This is a genomic window from uncultured Jannaschia sp. (genome assembly GCF_947494055.1).
GTDB lineage: Bacteria > Pseudomonadota > Alphaproteobacteria > Rhodobacterales > Rhodobacteraceae > Jannaschia.
Window position 1 is genome coordinate 31,922 of record NZ_CANLTR010000011.1, and the last position, 23,101, is coordinate 55,022.

Sequence of the window (23,101 nt, forward strand, 5' to 3'; positions counted from 1 at the left end):
TGACGTCACGACGGCGCTTCGGTCAGCACGGCGCAAGCCACGCGGCCGCCGGCATCGCCGCTGGGCTGGCTCACGTAATCGTCCGCGCCGGAATGGACGATCAGGGCCGAGCCGTCCTCGTCGAGAAGCTGCTCCTCGATCGAGATCCGGTCGGTGAACGCCTCGTAGGACATCACGCCGTCATCCTCGACGAAGCCGTTGGGGAGGTCGCCCGGATGCGGGCCGCCTTCGACGAGGCCGTGCTGCATGTCGCCGGCGATATGGCCGCCCGCGGAGGTGAAGTCGCCCTCGCATTCGCCGGTCTCGTGCATGTGGACGCCGTGTCCGCCGGCCGACAACTCCGTGCCCTGAACATTGACGCGGACGAGGCCGGAGGGCGTCTCGAAGATCGAGACCGAACCGATATTCGCGCCTTCGGCGTTCACGAGTTCGCCGGTAACGCGGGCGCCCGTATCCTCCTGGGCGAAGAGGGGTGCGGCGAGAAGGAGGCAGGGCAGGGCTACGGTGAGGGATCGCATGGCGGGCTCCGTGTCTTCGTTGCAGTCGTCGAAGAACGCGAGACCCCCGCGTATAGATCCGTGCCGTTCTGTCGCGTGCCCCGATCCGGTTCGCGCTTGCGCCGCGAACGGCGAGGCGCGTGGCCGTTCGCAGGTCGGGATTCGGCCTCGTCGCCGGTCGCCGACTGCGCGCACGGAGCCTCACCCCGCGGCGGCAGCCGGCCTCGGCAGATCAGGCCGACATCTGATTGTGCTTGCGGGCCATCCAGTCCTTCGCCGTCTCGACCGCCACGGCCGCATCGCGGCAATAGGCATCGGCTCCGATCGCGCGGCCGAACTCCTCGTTGAGCGGGGCCCCGCCGACGAGCACGATGTAGTCGTCGCGGATGCCCTCGGCCTTGAGCGCGTCGATCACGACCTTCATGTAGGGCATCGTCGTCGTCAGCAGCGCGGACATCCCGAGGATGTCGGCTTCCTCGGCCTTCAGCGCATCAATGTACTTCTCGACCGCATTGTTGATGCCGAGATCGACGACCTCGAAGCCCGCGCCCTCCATCATCATCGAGACAAGGTTCTTGCCGATGTCGTGGATGTCGCCCTTGACGGTGCCGATCACCATCTTGCCCACGCGCGGCGCGTCGGTCTCCACCAGCAGCGGCTTCAGGATCGCCATGCCGCCCTTCATCGCGTTCGCCGCGAGCAGCACTTCCGGTACGAACAGGATTCCGTCGCGGAAGTCGTGGCCGACGATCGTCATGCCGCCAACCAGTGCCTTGGTGAGGATGTCGTAGGGCTGCCATCCGCGCTCGAGCAGGATGTTCACCGATTCCTCGATCTCGTCCTTCAGGCCGTCGTAGAGATCGTCGAACATCTGCTGGACGAGTTCGTCGTCGTCGAGTTCGGAAAGTATGATGTCGTCGTCGGCCATCTGGAAATGCGTCCTCGTCCTCGGCGCGTGATTCGTCGGTCTACGGTTCAGGTTAGCCGTCGCGGACAGGGCTCCGTGGCGGCGGAACCGACATTCGCTGTCTAGCGAGCGACCCGCCGGCGGACCAGTCCGAAGGTCGCGAGTGCGACGAGGGCCAGAGGCAGCGAAGCGGGTACGGGAACAGGGGATATCGACATCGTTTCGAGTTCGGTCAGAACGTTCTCGGCCAGCGCCGCATGCACCGCAGCGTTCGGATGAACGAGGTCGAAGAAGACGCGCTCCTGCGCCGCGTCCGCGTCGCAAACGAGTGGCTGAGACAATGCCACCGCCGTCGCCGTCGCGGCGGCTTGGACATCTGCGTTCCGGTTCAGGAACAGACAGGGCAGGGTCGCCTCGCTGAGGCCGTAAGCCATTGGGTCGTTCAGGAGGTCGTCGAAGAGTGCGCTCGTCCTGACGAGCGAGACGTTCGCCCCGCGATTGGCCAGACCGTCCGCAAGCCCCGACAGCGCGACGTTGAACGCCCCGGATGCAGCCGAAGCGCCGGGCGACGCTGGCGGAAAGATCAGGTTGTAGAGCGGCGTATCGCCCAGATCCGGTAGTTCGAAGAGCACGAAATCCGAGACGCCCCCGGCCTGCAAGGCCGCGACGCCAGATGCGATCGCGGTCATCGCCATCTCGATGGCCTCCGGTGCCGTGCCTGTCGCAATTCCGGCGAACAGGTCGTTGGCACCGAACCAGACCGAGGCCAGCGGTCGCGGGCCCGCCACCGTCGCGAGGGGCGAGGCCAGATAGCCGGTGACCTGGGCACCGAAATCGGGAACGCCATCGCCGTCGGTCGCTGCCCCGGCCCCGCCGAAGGCGAAGTTCTGCGAGATCGCGAAGCGGTCCGCGACCGTCTCGGCCCAGACCGGACCGTTGGAGAAGCGCCCGTCGAAATAGGGCGCCGGCGGCTGACCCGCCGACGCGAACAGATTGCCGTCGTCGCTGAGGCTGTCGCCGAAGACGAAGAAGCTCGAATAGACCGCGTCGACGGGGGCGGCGACCACTCCACTGCATGTTGCGAGAGTCACGGCCAGCGCCAAGGCAAAGGTCTTCATGTCGCCCTCGTTCGATCCTGTCGGCCGAGGATTGCACCGGAACGGTGTACGGGCAAACGGGAATATTATGGGACTTGTCAGAGTTCTTACTTTGTTCTAGTTTTTCAATATGACGTATCTGTCCGACATTCGTGGCGAGGTGTTCCCGGCGGCCCGGGCGCGCGGCGCGCTGAGCAATCAGACGGGGCGCTACGAGCGGCTTGCCCGTCAGCCGGACCCGGCTTTCCAGCCGGCAGCTCCGGTCGCCGAGGTCCGCGAGGAAACGGTCGGGCGGGTGATCTCGACCAACAGATCGCCCGATCTCGGCTTCGATCGGTCGGTCAATCCGTATCGCGGGTGCGAGCATGGCTGCATCTACTGCTACGCTCGTCCTACGCATGCCTGGCTCGGCCTGTCGCCCGGGCTCGATTTCGAGACCAGGTTGATCGCCCGGCCGAACGCGGCCGATGCGCTGCGGCGAGAACTCGGGGCGAAAGGGTACGAGCCGAAGTTGCTCGCAATCGGCACCAATACCGACCCCTATCAGCCGATCGAGCGCGACCGGCGTATCATGCGCGGTCTGCTCGAGGTGCTGCGCGACCACGCCCACCCCGTCGCGATCACCACGAAGGGGACGATGATCGAGCGCGACATCGATATCCTGACGGAGATGGGACCGGAGCTCGCTCGCGTCGGCCTGTCGGTGACCACGCTCGATGACGGGCTAGCGCGCAAGCTCGAGCCGCGGGTGCCGGTTCCGACGCGGCGGCTGCGGGTGATCGAGCGACTGGCCTCGGCGGGCGTGGTGGTGCGCGTCATGGTTTCGCCCGTCATCCCCGGCCTGACGGATCACGAGGTCGAGACGATCCTGTCGGCGGCGCGCGACGCCGGAGCCCAGGCGGCCAGCATGATCCCGCTGCGGCTTCCGCTCGAAGTCGCGCCGCTCTTCGAGGAGTGGCTGCGGACGCATGTTCCCGACCGGGCCCGGAAGGTCCTGAACCGGGTGCGCGAGTTCCACGGCGGCAAGCTCTACAATGCGGGGTTCGGGGCGCGTATGCGAGGGGCAGGGGTGCATGCTGACCTCCTGCAGCGGCGGTTCGACCGCGCCTGCACATCGCTCGGGCTGGCGAGACGACTGGCGCCGCTTCGCACCGACCTGTTCCGCGTACCGGGCGCGCAGATGTCGCTGTTCTGAACGGGAACGCGATCAGGTCGCCCCCATTCGCGCGACCAATGTGGGATGGTCGGGTCCGTGCGTCCGCCGACCTCCGCATCGTCGTGCGACGCCGATGGCTTCAGCCTGGGCGAGCGGCAGGCGCAGCGGCCGCTGGCACCTTGATAGATCAGGTGCCAGCAGGGAGTCGGCCGTGTCCCGGTGAACCCTGCGGGCCGGTCGACGCTTGCGGCGTAACACGCTTGTTTGAAGCTGCCTGATACGACGAACGGGCCGGGCAGCGTTGCGAGAAGCGTGCCGCTTGCCGCATTCTTTCGGGCCTGTTCAAGCGGTCGGGTCTGGGGCCAGAGCCGAGACAGTTGCAGCGACACCGCATTGACCGGGCCGTCCGGCATGCGAATGATTGTCCAGGCGCCGTCAGGCATGCAGTTCGCCGTGCCGATCCGAAAGCACGCAAGGATCGTAGTGACATCGAATGTGAAGCGATACAATTCGGATGGAAGCCCATCGATCGCCTCTTCTGTGCGCTGGCCGCCTGCAGCGCCGCGATTTCCGTTCTGGCCAACCGCTGCGCATGATCGCCGACGGGATCTAGATCGCGCAGAATGCGCTGGACCCGACATAGGCTTGTTCCCTCGACGGGCGTCGTAAAGGGCGGTCGGAGTGCCGGCCGACGCACCGACAGGGCGAGAGCGCTGTCGAGACCGCCGGCATTCCAGCCCGGCGTCGGACGAAGAGGACTGCCGCTGGCCATGCGGCCGGGAGGCCAATGCCGACCCCGCCGAGCATCGGATCGGACCGACAAAACCTTGCGGCTCCAACGATGAGACATGCGTCGGTCGAGCGTTGTGACCGTCAACTAGGCCAGACAGGTCTAGGCCGATCCGTCAGATCGCCCTGGTGCGGTGTCGTCAGATCTGGCCACGCCGTCTCCGGCTGGCAGACCGGTCGCGGGTCGGGGCCTTGCCGTCGAGACCGTCGCTCGCCGATGAGAAATCGCCAAGACGCTCGGCCACAAGCCCGAGCGCGGGCGGCTCACCCCTCGGCCGTGTCTCCAGCGCCGCGCGCATCTTCTCGAGATGCGCCGCCGTCGTCCCGCAGCAGCCACCGATGATCGTCGCGCCGGCGTCGCGCGCCATGACGGCATAGTCGGCCATCAGCTTCGGCGTACCGTTGTAGTGGATGTGGCCCTCGACGTATTTCGGGATACCGGCATTGCCCTTCGCGATCACCGGCGTGTCGGAGGTGGCGAACCCCATCACGGTCCGGATCAGGTCGGAGGCGCCGACACCGCAATTCGCACCGTAGGCCACGGGCCCGTGCGCGAGCTTGCCGATCAGTCGCGTCATGTCGGGCGGCGTCGTGCCCATCATCGTGCGCCCGGCCGTGTCGAAGCTCATGGTGACGCACCAGGGCATGTCGACGAGCGCCGCGGCCTCGGCGGCGGCGCGCAACTCCTCCGGGGCAGAGATCGTCTCGACCCAGAGAACGTCCGCTCCACCGGCCTTGAGACCCTCGGCCTGCTGGTGGAAGATCTCGACGGCGCCTTCGTGGGTGAGCGGACCCATCGGGGCCATGATCTCGCCCGTGGGACCCATGCTGCCCGCGACGACGACCGGGCGGCCCGCGGCGTCCGCGATCTCGCGCGCGATCTCGGCGCCCATCCGCGAAAGCTCGCCCGCCCGCGCCTCGGCGCCGTGGAGCTTCAGCCGTGCGGCGTTGCCGCCGAACGTATTGGTCAGGAAGATGTCGGACCCGGCCTCCACCGAGCCGCGGTAGAGCGCGCGGACCTTGGCGGTCTCGGTCTCGTTCCAGAACTCGGGCGCGTCACCCGATTCGAGGCCCATGTTGAAGAGCGTCGTCCCCGTCGCGCCGTCGGCCAGAAGCCAGTCGCGCGACCGGAGCAGGGAAGTGAGGGCGTCGGACATCGAAGGCTCCGGATACGAGGACGGTCGGGCGATCAGGTGGTCTGTTCCTGCATGACCTGCTGCTTGGCCTGCTCCATCAGCATGTCCATCTTGGCCCGGATCTCCGCGGCGGGCACCTTCTCGCCCAGATCGCCGGAGACCTTGCGCATGACGTCGTCGTCGCCCGCTTCCTCGAAATCGGACTTCACGACCTCTCGCGCATAGGCGGTCTTCTCCTCGCCCTCCTTGCCGAGCAGCTCCGCAGCCCATTCGCCGAGCAGGCGGTTGCGGCGCGCCTCCACCTTGAACTGCAGTTCGGCATCGTGGGCATACTTGTTCTCGAACCCCTTCTTACGGTCGTCGATGCTGGCCATGTCGCGTCTCCCTGAAATTGGCTTTCCTGATCGATATGCGGATGCGGCGTCCATCCCGCAAGTCGCTTCCCTTGGCAAAGGTGGGCGGAGGGCGTATGTGCCCCGACGATACGCACCGATCCCCCGGAGACAGCATGGCCAGGCGCAAGAAGGTCTACGAAGGCAAGGCCAAGATTCTGTATGAAGGGCCCGAGCCCGGTACCTTGGTGCAATATTTCAAGGACGACGCCACCGCCTTCAATGCCCAGAAGAAGGACGTGGTCGACGGCAAGGGCGTGCTGAACAACCGCCTGTCGGAATTCTTCATGACCGGGCTGAACGCGATCGGCGTGCCGACGCATTTCATCCGCCGGCTCAACATGCGCGAACAGCTCATCCGGCAGGTGGAGATCATTCCGCTCGAAGTGGTCGTGCGCAACGTCGCCGCCGGCTCGCTCTCGACCCGTCTCGGGATCGAGGAGGGCACGCCGCTGCCGCGCCCGATCATCGAGTTCTGCTACAAGGACGACAAGCTCGGCGACCCGCTCGTGTCGGAGGAGCACATCCTCGCCTTCGGTTGGGCCAGCCAGCAGGATCTCGACGATATCATCGCGCTGAGCCTCCGGGTGAACGACTTCCTGTCGGGGTGCATGCTCGCCGTCGGCATCAAGCTCGTGGACTTCAAGATCGAGGTCGGCCGGATCTGGGACAACGACTACCAGCGCTTGATCCTTGCCGACGAGATCAGCCCGGATTCCTGTCGCCTGTGGGACATCGAGACGGGCAAGAAGCTCGACAAGGACGTGTTCCGTCGCGATCTGGGCTCGCTCGCCGACGCCTATACCGAGGTCGCGCGCCGGCTTGGCGTCCTGCCGGCTAATTCCGGCCCGGTCACGCGGCCGACGCTCATCAACTGACGGGGGCGGGATGAAGGCGAAGGTTACGGTGATGCTGAAGGACGGCGTGCTCGACCCGCAGGGCGAGGCGGTCCGGCACGCGCTGAGCGCGATGGGCTTCGACGAGGTCGAGGGCGTGCGGCAGGGCAAGCTGATCGAGCTCGACCTCGCGAAGGGCACCACCGAGGCCGATATCGTCGCGATGTGCGAGAAGCTGCTCGCGAACACGGTGATCGAGAGCTACCGCATCGAGATGTGAGAACAGCCGGAAGCGGCCGGCCCGACTGGGCCGACGGAACGGTTTGCGTGCCGGGCGATCCTTCGCGACGCGCCGGCGCCTGTCGCGGCCCGCCGGACTGGCGGCGGCCCGCGGTTTGTGAGATTGGCCAGAAGACATCGATCGATAGGGTCCGACATGAAAGCCGCCGTCCTCGTCTTTCCAGGCTCGAACTGCGACCGCGACCTCGCCGTGGCGTTTCGCGGCGCGGGGTTCGAGACCGAGATGGTCTGGCACAAGGAGACGGCATTGCCGGAGGGCATCGATGTCGTCGGCGTGCCCGGCGGGTTCAGCTACGGCGATTACCTGCGCTGCGGCGCCATCGCGGCCCGTTCGCCGATTGCGCGGGCGCTCGTCGCGCATGCGGACCGGGGCGGCTACGTGTTCGCGCCCTGCAACGGGTTCCAGATCCTGTGCGAGGCGGGGCTGCTGCCCGGCGCGCTGCTGCGCAATGCCGGCCTGAAATACATCTGCCGGACGGTCCCGCTCCGGGTCGAGGAGATCGAGAGCGCCTTCACCGCAGGCTACGCGCGCAATCAGGTGATCGACATTCCGATCGCGCATCACGACGGCAATTACACGATCGACGACGAGACGCTGCGACGGCTGAACGCCGAGGCGCGTATCCCGTTTCGCTACGTCACGACGCCCAATGGCGCCAAGGACGGCATTGCGGGCGTGCTGTCTGAGAACCGGCGAGTCCTCGGCATGATGCCGCATCCCGAGCGCGCGATCGACCCGCTCCAGGGCGGAACCGACGGCGCGGGGCTGTTCCGTGGCCTCGCGCAAGCACTGGTAGCGGCGTAAGGGCGCTCGTGCCGACGATGTTGTGAACCCCCGCCATTGAGCGAAGGGCCGCCGCCGTCTACAGACGTTCCATGCTTCTGCCTTACCTGATCCGAAGGCGTGATGCCGTCCCGACGGATGGCGGGACCGCGTCCGATCGTCCCCGGCCGCGCCTGTCGTGGATGGTCCGCTTCACGATCGTCGGCATGATCCTCGCGGCCGGCGTCGCGATCTGGGTGGCAAACGCGCTTCTGACCGAACGGTTCGTTCAGACGACGCGGCTGCGCGCGGAATTGCGGCAGTCGCTCTATGCCGGTGCGATCCTCTCGGAACTGCAGCGCAACTCCGTCGTGCCGCTTCTCCTGTCGCGGGACCCGACGATTATCGAGGGCTTGAACGCCGGCGATTTCTCCGCGCTGAGCGAGCATCTGGTCTCCTACATCGACGAGATCGGGGCCGCATCCATTCGCCTGATGAACATGGATGGCCTCACGGTGGCCGCGACCGACGACGAGGAACTCGACAGGCTCTACGCGGATCGGCCCTTCTTCACCGAAGCGGCTGCGTCGACCGATACGGTCTTCACCCTGACCCCTCGCAGATCAGGTGCTTACGAGGCGAGCTTCAGCCGTATCGTGCAGGGCGCCGACGGAGAGCCGCTCGCGGTGCTGCAGGTGCAGGTCAACCTGTCCCAGTTCGAGACGCGTTGGCGTGGCACGACCGCGGCGGTCGCCGTCACCGACGCGGCGGGCACCGTGATCCTGTCGACGGAGCCGCGCTGGCGCGGCATGCCGCTCGAGGAGGCGATCGCGGCGACCTCCGTTCCCTCTGCGCTGCAGCGCGCGCTGGCAACGACCCGGGCCTTCGGGCAACCGGCCGAAGACGGCTACGACAGCTCGGCCTTGATCCAGATGGAGACCCGGGTGCCGTTCCGCGGCTGGCGGCTCGTAAGCTTCACCAGCTATGAGAATGTCCGCGAGCGCGTGAACGGGGTTCTGGCCCTCATCATCATGGGCTTCGCGCTTCTCCTCGCGCTCGGCTTCTACCTGCTGAACCGCCGTGCAACGCTCCGGTCGATCCTGTTCCAGCGGGAATCGCTCCAGCTGCGGCAGCTCAATGACAGGCTCCGCCGCGAGGTCGCCGAGCGCAAGCGGGTGCAGGAGGAACTGAAGGAGACCGAGCTCAGCCTCGCCCAGTCCTCCAAGCTCGCGGCCCTGGGCGAGATGTCGGCGGCCGTCAGCCACGAATTGAATCAGCCGCTCGCCGCGATGAAGACGTATCTCGCCGGCGCCCGGCTCCTGCTCCAGCGTCGCCGCGCGGACGAGGCCCTGTCGAGCTTTCAACGAATCGACGACCTGATCGACCGGATGGGCGCGATCACGCGTCAGCTGAAATCCTACGCCCGCAAAGGCGGTGACGCGTTCGAGCCTGTCGACATGCGCGATGTGGTCTCCTCCGCGCTGACGCTGATGGAGCCGCAGTTGCGGCACGACAAGGTGCGGCTGAGCCAGATCGTGCCCGACGGGCCGATCATGGTGAAGGCCGACCGGCTGCGGCTCGAGCAGGTCGTGATCAACCTCGTCCGCAACGCGCTCGATGCAATGAGCGGGGTGGATGACCGGGAGCTCGACATCCTCCTGTCGGAAGGTGACGAGGTCGTGCTCGCCGTCCGCGACACCGGACACGGGCTGCAGGATCCCGAGAAGCTCTTCGAGCCCTTCTACACGACCAAGAAGCCCGGGGAGGGCGTGGGCCTCGGGCTCGCCATCTCCTCGGGAATCGTTAATGACATGGGCGGGCGCCTGACAGCCCGGAACGCCATGAAGGGCGGGGCGGTGTTCGAGGTCCGCCTGCCCGTCATGGAGAAGGTCCTCGATGCAGCCGAGTAGGAAGACGATGGTGGAACAAACGCGGATCGCGATTGTCGACGACGAGACGGACATGCGGCAGTCGATCAGCCAGTGGCTGGCCCTGTCGGGCTTCGCGACCGAGACCTTTGCCAGTGCGGAGGACGCTTTGAAGAAGATCAGCTCGGATTATCCGGGCGTGGTCATCTCCGACATCCGGATGCCCGGCATGGACGGCATGACGTTCCTCAAGCGTCTGATGAGCGCGGATTCCTCGCTGCCGGTGATCATGATCACCGGCCATGGCGACGTGCCGATGGCGGTGGAGGCCATGCAGCTCGGCGCCTACGATTTCATGGAGAAGCCGTTCAACCCCGACCGGCTGACCGACCTGGCCCGGCGGGCGAGCCAGGCGCGCAAGCTCACGCTCGACAACCGGGCCCTGCGCCGCGAGTTGTCGGATGGCACCGTGCTCATGCGCAAGCTGATCGGCACCAGCCCGGCGATGGAGCGGCTGCGCGAGGACATTCTCGATCTCGGTCAGGCCGACACGCATGTCCTGATCGACGGCGAGACGGGGACCGGCAAGACATTGGTGGCGCATGCGCTCCATGCCGTGGGGCCGCGCGCCGGCAAGACTTTCGCGATGACATCCTGCGCCGCCTTGGGTGAGGAGGAACTCGGCGCGAAACTCTTCGGCCCGGTGACCGAGGGCGGCCTGCCGCTGGTGGAGGAAGCGCGCGGCGGCACGCTCGTGCTCGAGGATATCGAGGCGCTGCCATTGCCACTGCAGGCGCGGCTGCTGACGTTTATCAACGACCAGGGCACGCCGGCGGAGACGCGGATCGTGGCGATCCACAACGGCTCCGACCCGGAGAAAACGCTCGAGGATTCGCTCCGGCCGGACCTGTTCTTCCGGCTCGCGGCGATGAAGCTCGTGCTGCCGCCGCTCCGCAATCGGGGCGAAGACGTGCTGACGCTCTTCACCCACTTCGCCGAGAGCTTCGGCGAGGAATACGGCGCAGCCCCGCCGCAGCTTTCCGCGCAGGAGGCGGCACAGCTGCTGCAGGCGCCCTGGCCCGGCAACGTGCGTCAGCTCATCAACCTCGCCGAGCGCGCCGTTCTGCAGCAGCGGCGCGGGACCGGCTCGATCTCCTCGCTCCTGATGTCGGACACCCAGGAACAGGGCGAGACGGCCCAGGTCACGACCGAGGGCAAGCCGCTCAAGGAATATGTCGAGGCGTTCGAGCGGATGTTGATCGACAACACGATGCGGCGTCACCGCGGCTCCATCGCCAGCGTGATGGAGGAGTTGAGCCTGCCGCGCCGCACGCTGAACGAGAAGATGGCGAAGTACGGGCTGAGCCGGTCGAACTACCTGTGACCGCCGGCGCATCGAACGGATGCGCCGCAGGGCATTGTCTTTCGCCCGCTTTTGTCACAGACAGGTGACACGGTCGTGCCGCCGGAAGGTCGGCGGTCGGGACCGGTCGAGATTCTTTCCCGTATATCGACGGCGTCGCGACGTGACCCGCGCTTCGGGTAAAGTTTGCGGGTCGGCCATGCGCCGCCCGGAATGACGCCCGGCCCTTGTCGCCGGGCAAGGAACGGACCCGTCCGGGCCGCGTCTCGCGGCCATCGGACAGGGTTGGAGTGAGAGCCGCGATGACGCAGCAGATGACAGCGGACGAAGGGATGCGGTTGGGCCGCGCCCCTGCGCTGCCGGCTGCGCACGCCCAACCAAGTCGACGCAGGATGACGCCCCCCGGGGTCCGTATCCGGCGTCGCGGAAAGTCATATGGCGAAGAAAATGCTGATCGACGCCACCCACCCGGAGGAGACCCGGGTCGTGGTGGCAGATGGAAACCGGATCGAGGAATTTGACTTCGAGAGCCTGAACAGGCGGCAGCTTGCAGGCAACATCTACCTGGCGAAGGTGACGCGCGTCGAACCGTCGCTGCAGGCCGCGTTCATTGATTACGGCGGGAACCGTCACGGGTTCCTCGCTTTCTCGGAAATCCACCCGGACTACTACCAGATCCCCAAGGCCGATCGCGATGCGATCCTCGCCGAGGAGCGGGCGATGGCGCGGGAAGAAGAGGCAAGCGAGGAGGCGTCCGACCGGAAAACCGCAGGTTCCGCGGATGCGGGAGAGGAAGAGGCGCAGGATGCCGACGGCCCGGACGGGACGGAGGCCGCCGGCGACGAGGACGAGCAGAAGCCGAAGAAGCGGTCCCGAAGCCGTTCGCGCTCCCGCAGCCGCAAGAAGGCAGACGCCGCCGACGCCTCGGGCGGAACGGATGACAGCGACGGACCCGCCTCTCCGGAGGAGGAGCCGTCCGCGGAGGTTGCCATCGAGAGGCGCGAAAGCAGCACGTCCGGTGTGACCTCCGGTATGCCAGCCGAGCTTTCCGAGGCCGCGACCGAAGGCGAAGTGGCGGAAGATGCCGGATTGCGCACGGACGACGCCGACGAATCGAGCGATGCGCCCGATGGCGACGGCAACGGTGATGGCGATGACGACGGTCCGGTCCGGACCATCGCCGAGAGCGCCGGGCTCGAGGACGAGCAGGTGACCGACGACGGCTCCGGTGCCGCTGCGGCCCCGTCGGATGCCGACCCGCGGCCTGCGCCGAAGGAGACCGAAGCCCAGCCGGAACCGGCCGGGATGGAGACCGTCGATCTCGACGAGGACGACGACCCAACCGAAGTCTCGGCGGCCCCATCCCGCCGATCACGCGGCCGGAGCAAGTCGAAGGAGCCGGCCGACAAGGATTCCGGCGTCGAGACCGTGGCCGACGACGACACGCCGGAGGACATCCAGCCGCCGCGCGCACCGCGGCCCCGCACCCGCAAATACAAGATCCAGGAGGTCATCAAGGTCCGCCAGATCATGCTGGTGCAGGTCGTGAAGGAGGAGCGTGGCAACAAGGGCGCGGCGCTGACGACCTATCTCAGCCTGGCCGGGCGCTATTGCGTTCTGATGCCGAACACGGCGCGGGGCGGCGGCATCTCCCGCAAGATCACCAACGCGGCCGATCGCAAGAAGCTCAAGGAAATTGCGTCCGAGATCGACGTGCCGCAGGGCGCGGGCCTGATCGTGCGGACGGCGGGCGCCAAGCGAACCAAGACCGAGATCAAGCGCGACTACGAATACCTCCAGCGGCAATGGGAGCAGGTGCGAGAGCTGACGCTCAAATCCATCGCGCCCGCGCCAATCTACGAGGAGGGCAACCTGATCCACCGCTCGATCCGCGACCTCTATTCGCGCGACATCGACGAGGTGATCGTGGAGGGCGAGGCCGGCTATCGCGAGGCCCGCGCCTACATGAAGCTGATCATGCCGTCGCACGCCAAGAACGTGAAGGCGCATGTCGGCAACGGACAGCCGCTCTTCGCCAAGTACGGCGTGGAATCGTATCTCGCGAGCATGTTCAACCCGACGGTGCAGCTCAAGTCGGGCGGCTATATCGTCATCGGCATCACCGAGGCGCTGGTCGCGATCGACGTGAACTCGGGCAAGTCCACGAAGGAAGGCTCGATCGAGGACACCGCGACCAAGACCAACCTCGAGGCCGCGGACGAGGTGGCCCGGCAGATGCGCCTGCGCGACCTGGCCGGTCTCATCGTGATCGACTTCATCGACATGGACGAGCGCAGGAACAATGCGGCTGTCGAGAAGCGCCTGAAGGACGCGCTGAAGAACGACCGGGCCCGCATCCAGGTCGGCCGCATCTCCGGCTTCGGCCTGCTCGAGATGTCGCGGCAGCGGTTGCGGCCCGGCATGCTGGAGGCGACGACGCAGGCCTGCCCGCATTGCCACGGCACGGGCATGATCCGATCCGACGATTCAGTCGCGCTGTCGATCCTGCGCGCCGTCGAGGAGGAGGGCGTCAAGACGCGGACCCGCGAGGTCCTGCTGAAGGTGCCGGTGGATATCAGCAACTACCTGATGAACGAGAAGCGCGAGCATCTCGCCGGGATCGAGACGCGCTACGACATGGCCGTTCGCGTCGTGGCGGACCCGGCGCTGGTCGCGCCCGACTTCGCGATGGAGAAGTTCAAGACGGCCACGCGCGTCGTTCCGAAGATTTCGAACGTCGTGGGCACGGACACGTCCTGGACGCCGGAGGAGGATGACGACGAGGATGTTGTCGAAGTCGACGCCGAAGCGGACGAGGACGACGCCGCGCAGGATGACTCCGCACAGGACGACACCGCGCAAGACGACAGCGCACAGGACGACAACCGGGAGGAGGCCCGGACGGAAGGACGCGACGACGATCGCCCGAACGGGGAGGGGCCGTCGAAGAAGAAGCGCCGCCGCCGGTCGCGTCGCAAGAAATCCGGCCAGAACGACGACATGTCCGGCTCGGAGAGCGACACGGCGGCAACCAGTTCGGGCTCCGATGAGGGCCAGGCGCCGATCGAGGGAGAGGCGCAGCCGGAGGCGCGCAACGCGGACACGACCGCCGAAGCGGGCGATGCGACGAATGCGGAGACCGGGCCGGCGGCAGAGGCGCCTGTCGAGGACGCGCCCCCGAAACCCCGGTCCCGATCGCGGAGCCGGTCGCGTACGAAGAAGGCGCCGGAGGCTGAGGTCGCCACGGATGCGGATCGCATCGAAGACGCACCCGCGACCGATCCCGTGACGATGACGGAAGCGGAGGCCGACGCACCGGACGACGCGACGCCCGAGGCGCCCGCCAAGCCGAAGTCCCGGACCCGCGCGCGTGCCAAGGCTCCGGCGCCGTCGGAACCGGTCGCCGATGCTGCCGCAACGGTCGAGGCGATCGACTTCGCGCCGCCGGCCGCCGCCGAGACGACCGAGGACGACACGCCTTCGCCGGATGGCGAACCCGCATCCGCTGCCGAGGATGTGGCGGTGCCCGCGCCGGACGTCGATGCCACGCCCGGCCCTGACGAGGACGCAACGCGCGAACCCTCGGCCGAAATCCAGACCGAAGAGACGGCCAAGCCGAAGCGCCGCGGCTGGTGGTCCTTCGGGGGCTGAGCCCGGACAAGCGACGACGAAGGGCGCCCCCGCGGGCGCCCTTTTCGTTTCGCCCCGCTGCATTGACCTTCCCCGCCCCGGCGTCGCATCTGGCCCGAACCACCGTAGGGAGGCGCGGATGCCCGGAACGAAGGTCTCGACCCGATCGCAGGTCGACCCGTTCATCGTGATGGACGTGATGGAGCAGGCCCGCCGGGCGGAACTCTCGGGACGCGACATAATCCACATGGAAGTGGGACAGCCCGGCACGCCCGCGCCGGCCGCCGCCCGTCGCGCGCTGGCACGCGAGATGGAGGCGGGCCCGCTCGGCTACACGGTGGCGCTCGGTCTCCCCGAACTGCGCGCCCGGATCGCGCGGCTCTACCGGGACTGGTACGGGCTCGACCTCGATCCCGAGCGCGTCGTCGTGACCGCCGGGTCGTCGGCGGCGTTCCTGCTGGCCTTCACCGCGCTCTTCGATGCGGGCGACCGGGTGGGGCTGGGGTTGCCCGGCTATCCGTCCTACCGGCAAATCCTGCGCGCGCTCAGCTTGGAGGCCGTGGGGATCGAGACGCAGGCCGCGAACCGCTACCAGCCGGTCGCGGGTGAGCTTCCCGGCGATCTCGCCGGTCTCATCGTCGCCTCGCCGGCGAACCCGACCGGCACGATGCTCGACCGCGCGGCCATGTCCGCTCTGATCGAGGCGTCACAGGCGAACGGCACGGCCTTCGTCTCCGACGAGATCTATCACGGCATCCAGTACGGGGGCCGGGCGGTGAGCGCGCTGGAAGTGTCCGACGACGTCTACGTCATCAACTCGTTCAGCAAATATTTCAGCATGACCGGCTGGCGCATCGGCTGGATGGTGGTGCCGGAGGCGCATCTGCGGACCGTCGAGCGGCTGGCGCAGAACATGTTCATCTGCGCGCCCCATGCCAGCCAGATCGCCGCGCTGCATGCGATGGACGCGGAGGCGGAACTTGCCGCCAACCTCTCCGTCTACGCGCGAAACCGCCAGCTGATGCTGGACGGGCTGCCCGAAGCCGGGTTCGACCGGATCGCCCCGCCCGACGGCGCGTTCTACATCTACGCCGACGTCGCGCATCTGACGAAAGACAGCCTGAGCTTCGCCGCCGAGATCCTCGAGGGGGCGGGCGTCGCGGTAACGCCGGGGTTCGACTTCGACCCGGGTCGCGGCGCGGGCACGCTGCGCTTCAGCTACGCGCGGGCGACGGCCGACATCGAGGCGGGGCTGGCACGGCTCACGAACTTCATGGCCGGCCGCTGAACGGCACTGGCCGGCGTCGCGTCCTCGCGACGACGTGATCGTCGCAACCCCGGTATGCGGGCGAAGGACCGCCTCGCGACCCGCGCCGACTTTGACGGACCATTGCGGCCGGCGTATAGCGGGGACGACCCTGAATGGGCGGGACAGGCACATGAGCACGACAGCGACGAAGGCGACGGGGCGGACAGGCCGGACCGTCTGGCGGGCGATTCAAGGCGCGTTCATGTTCGTGCTGTCGATGATCGGCGGGATCTTCTCCGCCGTCACGCTCGGCATCATCGCGGCTGCGATCATGATCGGCGGCGTCCTGTGGATGTACGGACGCGACCTGCCGAGCTACGAGCAGCTCGCCCAATATACCCCGCCGACGATCAGCCGCATCTATTCGGGCGAGGGCCGCCTGATGGACGAGTTCGCCCGCGAGCGCCGGCTCTTCGCGCCCGCGGAGGAGATTCCGTCGCTGGTCAAGCAGGCCTTCATCTCGGCGGAGGACAAGAACTTCTACCGGCACGCGGGCTACGACCCGATGGGCATGATCGCCGCCGCCGTCGACGCGGCGCAGGGCGGACGCCTGCGCGGCGCCTCAACGATCACGCAGCAGGTGATGAAGAACTTCCTGCTGTCGTCCGACCGGTCCGCCGAGCGCAAGGTGAAGGAGATCATCCTCGCCTCGCGCATCGAGGAGACGCTGGGCAAGGAGGACATCCTCGAGCTCTATCTCAACGAGATCTTTCTCGGGCAGAACTCCTATGGCGTTGCCGCGGCCGCACAGACCTATTTTAACAAGACGTTGGCCGATCTGACGCTGGAAGAAGCGGCCTATCTGGCGATCCTGCCGAAAGCGCCTTCGGATTATCACCCTGTCCGGCAGGCGGAGCGCGCGATCGAACGGCGCAACTATGTCCTGCGCGAGATGTTCCAGAACGGTTACATCACCCGCGCCGAGATGGAGGAAGCGGTCGAGACGCCCCTCCTGACCGTGCAGTCGGGGCATTACGCGCCGTTCCGCGCCGCGCTCCCGCCGCGGGACTACTTCACCGACGAGATCCGGCGGCAGCTCACCTCCGATTTCGGCGAGGAGGAGTTCTTCACCCAGGGCTTCACCGTCCGCGCGACGATCGATGCCGAGATGCAGGCCGTCGCCGCGAGGGCCCTGCGCCGCGCGCTCGAGCAATACGACCGCAGCCGTGGCGTCTGGCGCGGCACCGGGAAGACGATTCCCGCGGAAAGCCTCGACAGCGAAGAAGCCTGGCGTGACGCGCTGTCGAACGTCGACGTCGCGCGCGACATCGACCTCGGGGGCGAGTGGCATCCGGCGGTCGTCCTCTCCGTCGCGGATCAGGCGCTGACCCTCGGCGCGGAAGGGGTGGAGGGTACCATCGACGTGCCGCGCGACGACATCCAGTGGCTCCGCGGCGACTTCTTCGAGAACTTCGAGGCGGGCGACGTCGTGCACGTTCGACAGCTCACCGACGCGGATACGGACGGAGCGACCGGCTGGTCTCTGCGCCAGGTGCCGGAGGTCGAGGGCGGCTTCATGGCGATGGACGTCAATACCGGCCGCGTCCTCGCGATGCAGGGCGGGTTCAGCTACCAGCACTCTGTGTTCAACCGCACGACGCAGGCGACGCGGCAGCCCGGCTCCAGCTTCAAGCCCTTCGTCTACGCCGCCGCCCTCGATTCCGGGTATCAGCCCAATACGATCGTCCTCGACGCGCCGATCGAGATCGAGTCCGGCGGCCAGATCTGGCGGCCGAAGAACGCCTCGAACCGCTATTACGGGCCGGCGCCGCTCCGCACCGGGATCGAACGGTCGCGGAACCTGATGACCGTGAGGCTGGCGCAGGATGTCGGTATGGACATCGTCGCGGGCTATGCCGAACGCTTCGGAGTCTACGACGAGATGAGCGAGCTGCTCGCCAATTCGCTCGGCTCGCAGGAGACGACGCTCTACCGGATGGTCGCGGCCTACGCGATGTTCGCGAATGGGGGCGAGCGGGTGGAGCCTACGCTCGTCGACCGCATCCAGGATCGCTACGGCGAGACGGTCTACCGACACGATCAGCGCGACTGCGTGGATTGCGAGCGCTTCGCCGAGCTCGCGCCAGGTGTCGGGCCGCGGATCGTCTCCAACCGTGAGCGCGTGATGGATGCGATCACGGCCTACCAGCTGACGTCGATGATGCGCGGTGTCGTCGAGCGCGGCACGGCGTCCCGCACGGTGAACCTGCCGGTGCCGATCGCCGGCAAGACCGGGACGACGAACGACGCAAAGGATGTCTGGTTCGTCGGGTTCTCCTCCACCATCGTCGCCGGCTGCTACATCGGCTACGATCAGCCGCGCACGCTGGGGAGCAGTGCCAGCGGCGGCGGCATCTGCGGGCCGGTCTTCACCGAGTTCATGCAGGAGGCGATCACGAAGTACGGCGGTGGTCCGTTCGAGGTGCCGCCGGGCGGATACTTCGCCAATATCGACCGCAGCACGGGCGCGCGGCTGCCGGCCTCGGCCAGCGGCGACAACGTTGTGGCCGAGTACTTCCGCGAGGGCGAGGACGCGTTTGCCGGGCTTTACGGCAGCACGGTCATCGACGGCGGCTTCGCGATGGCGGGCGACCTGCCGCTCTTTGCCGAAGGCGAAGGCGACGAGGAGGGCGCGCCGCCCGCCCGCGAGGTCGAGACGTCGACCGGCCGTCGGGTGACGGTCCCCGGCCGCGCGACCTTCGGAACGCTCAGTTCGGGCGGGCTCTACTGACCCCCCGCCTTGCCGGAGCGCGGGGCAGGGGTTAGGTCAGCCGTCGATCGGAACATCCGCCGGAGGCCAGTGTGCGCGCAGAAGTCGAGAACAACGTCGAGGCCATCGGCAAGTCCGTCGCGCTCCTCAAGCGCCGTCTCGACTGGGAGACGGCGGCGCACCGGCTGGAAGAGTTCAACGCGATGATCGAGGACCCTACGCTCTGGGACGACCCCGAGCGCGCGCAGAAGCTGATGCGCGACCGACAGGGCCTGATCGACGCGATCGAGGGGATCGAGGCGCTGGAGCGTGACACGTCTGACAACCTCGAGATGATCGAGCTCGGCGAGATGGAGGAGGACGCCGAGGTCGTCTCCGAGGCCGAGGCCGCCATCGCGTCGCTGGTGAAGGTCGCCGCCGCGAAGGAACTCGAGGCGCTGCTCGACGGAGAGGCCGACGGAAACGATACCTTCCTCGAGATCAATTCCGGCGCGGGCGGCACCGAGAGTTGCGACTGGGCGGCGATGCTGGCGCGCATGTACACCCGCTGGGCCGAGAAGCGCGGCTACGACGTGGACCTGCAATCGGTGAGCTACGGCGAAGAGGCGGGCATCAAGTCCGCCGCCTACAAGATCAGCGGCAAGAACGCATATGGCTGGCTCAAGTCGGAGAGCGGCGTACACCGGCTGGTGCGGATCAGCCCCTACGATTCCAGCGCCCGGCGGCATACGAGCTTCAGCTCGGTCTGGGTCTACCCCGTCGTCGACGACAATATCGAGATCGAGGTCGCGCCGAACGACATCCGCATCGACACCTACCGCTCCTCGGGCGCGGGCGGGCAGCACGTGAACACGACGGATTCCGCCGTGCGCATCACCCATATCCCCACCGGGATCGTGGTGACGTCGTCGGAGAAGTCGCAGCACCAGAACCGCGACATCGCGATGAAGGCGCTGAAGTCCCGGCTCTACCAGATGGAACTCGACCGCCGGAACGCGGAGATCAACGCGGCGCACGAGGCCAAGGGCGATGCCGGCTGGGGCAACCAGATCCGGTCCTACGTCCTACAGCCCTACCAGATGGTGAAGGATTTGCGGACCGGGTTCGAGACCTCGGACACGCAGGGCATCCTCGACGGCGCGCTCGACGGCGTCATGGCCAGCGTTCTGGCCTCCGACGCCTCCGGCAAGAGCCGCGCGGACGCGTCGGCGGAGTAACCCTCGGAGCCCTCGGTGGAGGCGCGGAAGACCGAGACTTTCGATCCTCGCGAATAGCGAGAGCATGCTACACGGACGGACATGCGGAGGGCTGACGTTTCCCGATACGCCAGCCACGCCGGGGAGATTGCCTGTCAGGTTCTCTGAACCGGTCGGGTCCGAGACTTCCCAAACGATGATGGGCCGTGGATCGAGCCGCTGATCTATTCGTGCGATATTGTCTATCCGCACGGCAAGAGGATCGATATGCAAGAGTAACCGTCGGTGTTGCCCGGACTGAAGCTTGAGGCTCCGACGGTTCAAGTCGTCGTCTCGCCGCTGCCGCAGCCGCCGTCGGTCTCCGGGTCAGGGCGAGATCGCCCGAGCCGCCTCCGATCAATTCGGACAGTCGGGCGTTCCGTCGAAACTTCGGGTTGCGTGCACGATCTCCAACCCGCTTCGCGACTTCGAAATCACGTGACCGGGGGGTCAGGCCGAGGCGACGAGGGGTCTTCGCCAATCCGACACGAAAAAGCCGCCCGAAGGCGGCTTTGCGTGGAACGGGTCCGAACGTGCGACCGGGTCAGCCTTGCGCCGCCGATGGTTCCGGCCGCTTCGGCTGGGGAGCCGACTTGGACGCGCCCCCGAGCGGATCGTCCTGGCGCTGGACCGCGCCCTCGAAATGGGCGCCCGACTCGATGGCGATCGTCTTGTGGATGATGTCGCCCTCGACCCGCGCAGTGGAGGTCAGCCGGACCTTCAGACCCCGGACCCGGCCGATGACGCGGCCGTTGACCACGATGTCATCCGCGATCACCTCGCCCCGGACTACAGCGTTCTCTCCCACCGTGAGGAGATGCGCGGAGACGTTGCCCTCGACCTCACCGTCGACCTGGATGTCTCCGGACGTCTTGATGTCGCCCTTGATGACTAGGTCGGAGGACAGGGTCGACGGCGCCACCTTCGGCTTCATCGCGGCGCGGCCGGCGCCGAGCTCCATCCCCGCCGGCTTGCCCGGCGCGTCGGAGGCAGCCTCTCCCCCGCCTTGCTGCGGCTTCGGGGACTTGTCGGCGTCGCCGCCGGGCTGCTGGTTCAGCTTGGATTTAGAAAACATCCTGACCTGCGTTGAGAAAGGTTTCCGGGTTCAGGGCCTGACCGTTCCTGCGAACCTCGTAGTGCAGATGCACGCCGGTCGAGCGTCCGGTCGTTCCCATACCACCGATGGTGTCTTCGCGCGAGACCCTTTGGCCGACCTTCACGTCGATCGAGTTCAGGTGGGCATAGCGGGTGCTGAAGCCGAGAGGATGCCGGATCTCGACCATCTTGCCGTAGCCCGACATCCAGCCGGCATGAGTGACGGTGCCCTCGGCCGTGGCGTGGATCGCCGTGCCCTTGGGGGCGGCGAAGTCGAGCCCGGAATGCATGCGGCCCCAGCGGGGCCCGAAGCCCGAGGTCTGGCGGTACGTGTCCTTGAGCGGGTTCGCGAGCGGCAGGCTTTCGGCGGCCAGCCGGTAGAGGTCGATATCCTCGAGCTTGTCGAGGATGCGGTTGGCGCGCGCCGTATCCGTATCGGGCAGGACCGGCCCGCCGCGGGTCGACAGCACCACCGGCTCGAGCGGCCCGCCCTGACCGGTATAGCCGGCGCGGACGGAATCGAGGATGGCGTCCGACGAGATGCCGGCCTTGTCGAAGACCTGCTCGAGCGGCTCCATCGACGTCTCGAGGGCGGATTCGAGGCGCGAGAAGATACGGTCGTTGCGGTCCGCGAGAAGATCGGCCTGATCCTGCATCCGCTCGAACTCGGCCTCGGCGCCGTTCGCCACGACCAGAGCCTCGTCGCGGGCCAGCGACACGGCGTCGAGCGCTTCGGCGAGGGCGGCGGTGGTGGCGGTGCTGTCGGCGGCCAGACGCTCGGCGAGGGCGGCCGCCTCCGGCGCATCCTCCAAGCGGGCCTGCAGGGTCTCCACCGTCTCCCGTGCGTCGTTCCGCTCCGCGACGGTGCGGTGCAGCGTCTTCTGGATGACCTCGATCCCGGTCTCGAGCTCGCGCACCCTCTGCTCGGAGGCGAGAACCGTGCCCTGCATCTTCGAGACTTCGTCGAGCGCGGCGTAGAAGCGCTCCAGCGCCTGTTCGGCCTCGGCGGCACGGGTGTCGCGTTCGGTCGAGAGGGCGGCGAGGCGGGATTCGTAGGCGGTCTGCGCCCGGGCGGTCTCGTCGCGGGCGGAGACGGAGGTGATCGACCCGATCACGAAGAAGGACGTGGCCACCGCGGTCCACCCGACGACGACCGCGCCGCCGAGCAGCATCCCGGCCTGGGTCATCGGCCGCATGCGGACGAAGCGTGTGCCCTGCTCGGATTTCAGGAAGAGCCGCTGCTCCGGCAGGTACCGTTCGAGCTTGGCGTTGATTCTGTCCGACAGGCGTTGCTTCACGCGCGTCCCCCGTAAACTGTCGCCGCGCGTCGTTTTCGACGTCGCGATCTCGTTGCCCCGTGGCCCCCGTGTCACAAGGGCTCAAGATTTTGGGAGATCGTTAGGGAACTGGAAACACGGGCGCAACGAATCGCCTGTCGGCGAGGCGAAGGCTGGCGGGATCTCGCCCACCGGGCGGGGCCGGGGGGTCAGGCGCGAACGGCGGCCAGCACCGCGTCGACGTGACCCGGCACCTTCACCTTGCGCCAGACTTCGCGGATCACGCCCTCCGCGTCGATCAGGAACGTCGAGCGCTCGATTCCCATGAAGGTCTTGCCGTACATGCTCTTTTCGCCCCAGACGCCGTAATCTTCGCAGGTCGATCCGTCGGCGTCGGAGGCGAGGATGATCGAGAGGCCGTGCTTGGCGGCGAACCTGTCGTGCTTCTCGACCGGGTCCTTCGAGACGCCGACGACGACCGCGTCCGCCGCCTCGAATTCGGACGATGCTTCGGAGAAGGCGATTCCCTGCTTCGTGCAGCCGGGCGTGTCGGCCTTCGGGTAGAAGTACAGCACGACCGACCGGCCGCGCAGTTCCGACAGGGCAACTGTGCCGCCCCCGCTCCGGGGCAGCGTGAAGTCCGGGGCCGGGGTGCCCGGGATGATGTCCTGCGTCATGTCGCGACTCCGTGAGGCTTGTCTCCGTCGGACTTGGAACCCGGCGGGTGACGGGTCAAGATGG

Annotated in this window: 18 protein-coding genes; 10 read left to right on the forward strand and 8 right to left on the reverse strand. The window is 67.3% G+C overall.

Annotated features, from left to right (window positions below; all coding sequences use genetic code 11):
- Positions 1-5 precede the first annotated feature (5 nt).
- From Q1A87_RS11605 to Q1A87_RS11615, 3 genes are all read right to left on the reverse strand, one after another.
- Positions 6-518: a superoxide dismutase family protein gene (locus tag Q1A87_RS11605; RefSeq protein ID WP_299651472.1), complete on the reverse strand. Its 513-nt coding sequence runs from the start codon at positions 516-518 to the stop codon at positions 6-8.
- 211 nt (positions 519-729) lie between these two features.
- Complete coding sequence (locus tag Q1A87_RS11610; protein ID WP_299651474.1) at positions 730-1,425, reverse strand: B12-binding domain-containing protein; 696 nt, start codon at positions 1,423-1,425, stop codon at positions 730-732.
- Positions 1,426-1,526: 101 nt separating this feature from the next.
- Complete coding sequence (locus Q1A87_RS11615) at positions 1,527-2,522, reverse strand: SGNH/GDSL hydrolase family protein (RefSeq protein WP_299651476.1); 996 nt, start codon at positions 2,520-2,522, stop codon at positions 1,527-1,529.
- A 109-nt stretch (positions 2,523-2,631) separates the two neighbouring features.
- Between Q1A87_RS11615 and Q1A87_RS11620 the strand changes: the two genes are divergently transcribed.
- Positions 2,632-3,696, forward strand: coding sequence for a PA0069 family radical SAM protein (locus Q1A87_RS11620; protein ID WP_299651478.1), 1,065 nt, complete (start codon positions 2,632-2,634; stop codon positions 3,694-3,696).
- A gap of 890 nt (positions 3,697-4,586) precedes the next feature.
- On the opposite strand, the gene bmt is transcribed toward Q1A87_RS11620, so the two are convergent.
- Together bmt and Q1A87_RS11630 are read right to left on the reverse strand one after the other, a co-directional pair.
- Positions 4,587-5,603: a betaine--homocysteine S-methyltransferase gene (gene bmt / locus Q1A87_RS11625; protein WP_299651480.1), complete on the reverse strand. Its 1,017-nt coding sequence runs from the start codon at positions 5,601-5,603 to the stop codon at positions 4,587-4,589.
- 32 nt (positions 5,604-5,635) lie between these two features.
- A complete protein-coding gene (locus Q1A87_RS11630) occupies positions 5,636-5,956 on the reverse strand; it encodes a DUF1476 domain-containing protein (protein WP_299651482.1) in 321 nt (106 codons plus the stop codon).
- Between the two features lie 134 nt (positions 5,957-6,090).
- On the opposite strand from Q1A87_RS11630, the gene purC reads away from it, so the two are divergent.
- From purC to prfB, 9 genes are all read left to right on the forward strand, one after another.
- Positions 6,091-6,852, forward strand: coding sequence for a phosphoribosylaminoimidazolesuccinocarboxamide synthase (gene purC / locus Q1A87_RS11635; protein ID WP_299651485.1), 762 nt, complete (start codon positions 6,091-6,093; stop codon positions 6,850-6,852).
- Positions 6,853-6,862: 10 nt separating this feature from the next.
- Positions 6,863-7,090: a phosphoribosylformylglycinamidine synthase subunit PurS gene (purS, locus tag Q1A87_RS11640; protein WP_299651487.1), complete on the forward strand. Its 228-nt coding sequence runs from the start codon at positions 6,863-6,865 to the stop codon at positions 7,088-7,090.
- A 156-nt stretch (positions 7,091-7,246) separates the two neighbouring features.
- Entirely contained in the window at positions 7,247-7,915 is a 669-nt protein-coding gene (gene purQ, locus Q1A87_RS11645) for a phosphoribosylformylglycinamidine synthase subunit PurQ (protein ID WP_299651489.1), read from the forward strand.
- A gap of 71 nt (positions 7,916-7,986) precedes the next feature.
- Entirely contained in the window at positions 7,987-9,783 is a 1,797-nt protein-coding gene (locus tag Q1A87_RS11650; RefSeq protein ID WP_299651491.1) for an ATP-binding protein, read from the forward strand.
- A 7-nt stretch (positions 9,784-9,790) separates the two neighbouring features.
- Positions 9,791-11,125, forward strand: a complete 1,335-nt coding sequence (locus Q1A87_RS11655) for a sigma-54 dependent transcriptional regulator (protein WP_299651610.1) — start codon at positions 9,791-9,793, stop codon at positions 11,123-11,125.
- Positions 11,126-11,539: 414 nt separating this feature from the next.
- Entirely contained in the window at positions 11,540-14,755 is a 3,216-nt protein-coding gene (locus Q1A87_RS11660; protein WP_299651492.1) for an Rne/Rng family ribonuclease, read from the forward strand.
- Positions 14,756-14,873: 118 nt separating this feature from the next.
- On the forward strand, positions 14,874-16,022 hold the full coding sequence (locus tag Q1A87_RS11665; RefSeq protein WP_299651493.1) for an aminotransferase class I/II-fold pyridoxal phosphate-dependent enzyme: 1,149 nt from the start codon (positions 14,874-14,876) through the stop codon (positions 16,020-16,022).
- A 223-nt stretch (positions 16,023-16,245) separates the two neighbouring features.
- Entirely contained in the window at positions 16,246-18,774 is a 2,529-nt protein-coding gene (locus Q1A87_RS11670; RefSeq protein WP_299651612.1) for a PBP1A family penicillin-binding protein, read from the forward strand.
- 71 nt (positions 18,775-18,845) lie between these two features.
- Complete coding sequence (prfB, locus tag Q1A87_RS11675) at positions 18,846-19,970, forward strand: peptide chain release factor 2 (protein WP_299651495.1); 1,125 nt, start codon at positions 18,846-18,848, stop codon at positions 19,968-19,970.
- Positions 19,971-20,532: 562 nt separating this feature from the next.
- On the opposite strand, the gene Q1A87_RS11680 is transcribed toward prfB, so the two are convergent.
- The 3 genes from Q1A87_RS11680 to bcp all read right to left on the reverse strand — a co-directional run bounded on the left by Q1A87_RS11680 (position 20,533) and on the right by bcp (position 23,037).
- Complete coding sequence (locus Q1A87_RS11680; RefSeq protein WP_299651497.1) at positions 20,533-21,063, reverse strand: polymer-forming cytoskeletal protein; 531 nt, start codon at positions 21,061-21,063, stop codon at positions 20,533-20,535.
- Positions 21,053-22,381 carry a M23 family metallopeptidase gene (locus tag Q1A87_RS11685; protein WP_299651499.1) on the reverse strand — a complete coding sequence of 443 codons (1,329 nt, stop codon included), beginning with the start codon at positions 22,379-22,381 and terminating at the stop codon, positions 21,053-21,055. The genes Q1A87_RS11680 and Q1A87_RS11685 overlap by 11 nt, the downstream gene beginning before the upstream one ends.
- A gap of 188 nt (positions 22,382-22,569) precedes the next feature.
- Positions 22,570-23,037, reverse strand: a complete 468-nt coding sequence (bcp, locus tag Q1A87_RS11690) for a thioredoxin-dependent thiol peroxidase (protein ID WP_299651501.1) — start codon at positions 23,035-23,037, stop codon at positions 22,570-22,572.
- Positions 23,038-23,101: the final 64 nt, after the last annotated feature.

What these genes read in the sequence shown, in the direction of transcription:
- Q1A87_RS11620 (WP_299651478.1), top strand. Translation starts at nt 2,632, where the DNA reads ATGACGTATCTGTCCGACATTCGTGGCGAGGTGTTCCCGGCGGCCCGG.
- Q1A87_RS11660 (WP_299651492.1), top strand. Translation starts at nt 11,540, where the DNA reads ATGGCGAAGAAAATGCTGATCGACGCCACCCACCCGGAGGAGACCCGG.
- Q1A87_RS11650 (WP_299651491.1), top strand. Translation starts at nt 7,987, where the DNA reads ATGCTTCTGCCTTACCTGATCCGAAGGCGTGATGCCGTCCCGACGGAT.
- Q1A87_RS11680 (WP_299651497.1), bottom strand. Translation starts at nt 21,063, where the DNA reads ATGTTTTCTAAATCCAAGCTGAACCAGCAGCCCGGCGGCGACGCCGAC.
- Q1A87_RS11655 (WP_299651610.1), top strand. Translation starts at nt 9,791, where the DNA reads ATGGTGGAACAAACGCGGATCGCGATTGTCGACGACGAGACGGACATG.
- Q1A87_RS11670 (WP_299651612.1), top strand. Translation starts at nt 16,246, where the DNA reads ATGTTCGTGCTGTCGATGATCGGCGGGATCTTCTCCGCCGTCACGCTC.
- bmt (WP_299651480.1), bottom strand. Translation starts at nt 5,603, where the DNA reads ATGTCCGACGCCCTCACTTCCCTGCTCCGGTCGCGCGACTGGCTTCTG.
- purS (WP_299651487.1), top strand. Translation starts at nt 6,863, where the DNA reads ATGAAGGCGAAGGTTACGGTGATGCTGAAGGACGGCGTGCTCGACCCG.
- Q1A87_RS11610 (WP_299651474.1), bottom strand. Translation starts at nt 1,425, where the DNA reads ATGGCCGACGACGACATCATACTTTCCGAACTCGACGACGACGAACTC.
- bcp (WP_299651501.1), bottom strand. Translation starts at nt 23,037, where the DNA reads ATGACGCAGGACATCATCCCGGGCACCCCGGCCCCGGACTTCACGCTG.
- purC (WP_299651485.1), top strand. Translation starts at nt 6,091, where the DNA reads ATGGCCAGGCGCAAGAAGGTCTACGAAGGCAAGGCCAAGATTCTGTAT.
- Q1A87_RS11615 (WP_299651476.1), bottom strand. Translation starts at nt 2,522, where the DNA reads ATGAAGACCTTTGCCTTGGCGCTGGCCGTGACTCTCGCAACATGCAGT.
- Q1A87_RS11605 (WP_299651472.1), bottom strand. Translation starts at nt 518, where the DNA reads ATGCGATCCCTCACCGTAGCCCTGCCCTGCCTCCTTCTCGCCGCACCC.
- Q1A87_RS11630 (WP_299651482.1), bottom strand. Translation starts at nt 5,956, where the DNA reads ATGGCCAGCATCGACGACCGTAAGAAGGGGTTCGAGAACAAGTATGCC.
- Q1A87_RS11665 (WP_299651493.1), top strand. Translation starts at nt 14,874, where the DNA reads ATGCCCGGAACGAAGGTCTCGACCCGATCGCAGGTCGACCCGTTCATC.
- purQ (WP_299651489.1), top strand. Translation starts at nt 7,247, where the DNA reads ATGAAAGCCGCCGTCCTCGTCTTTCCAGGCTCGAACTGCGACCGCGAC.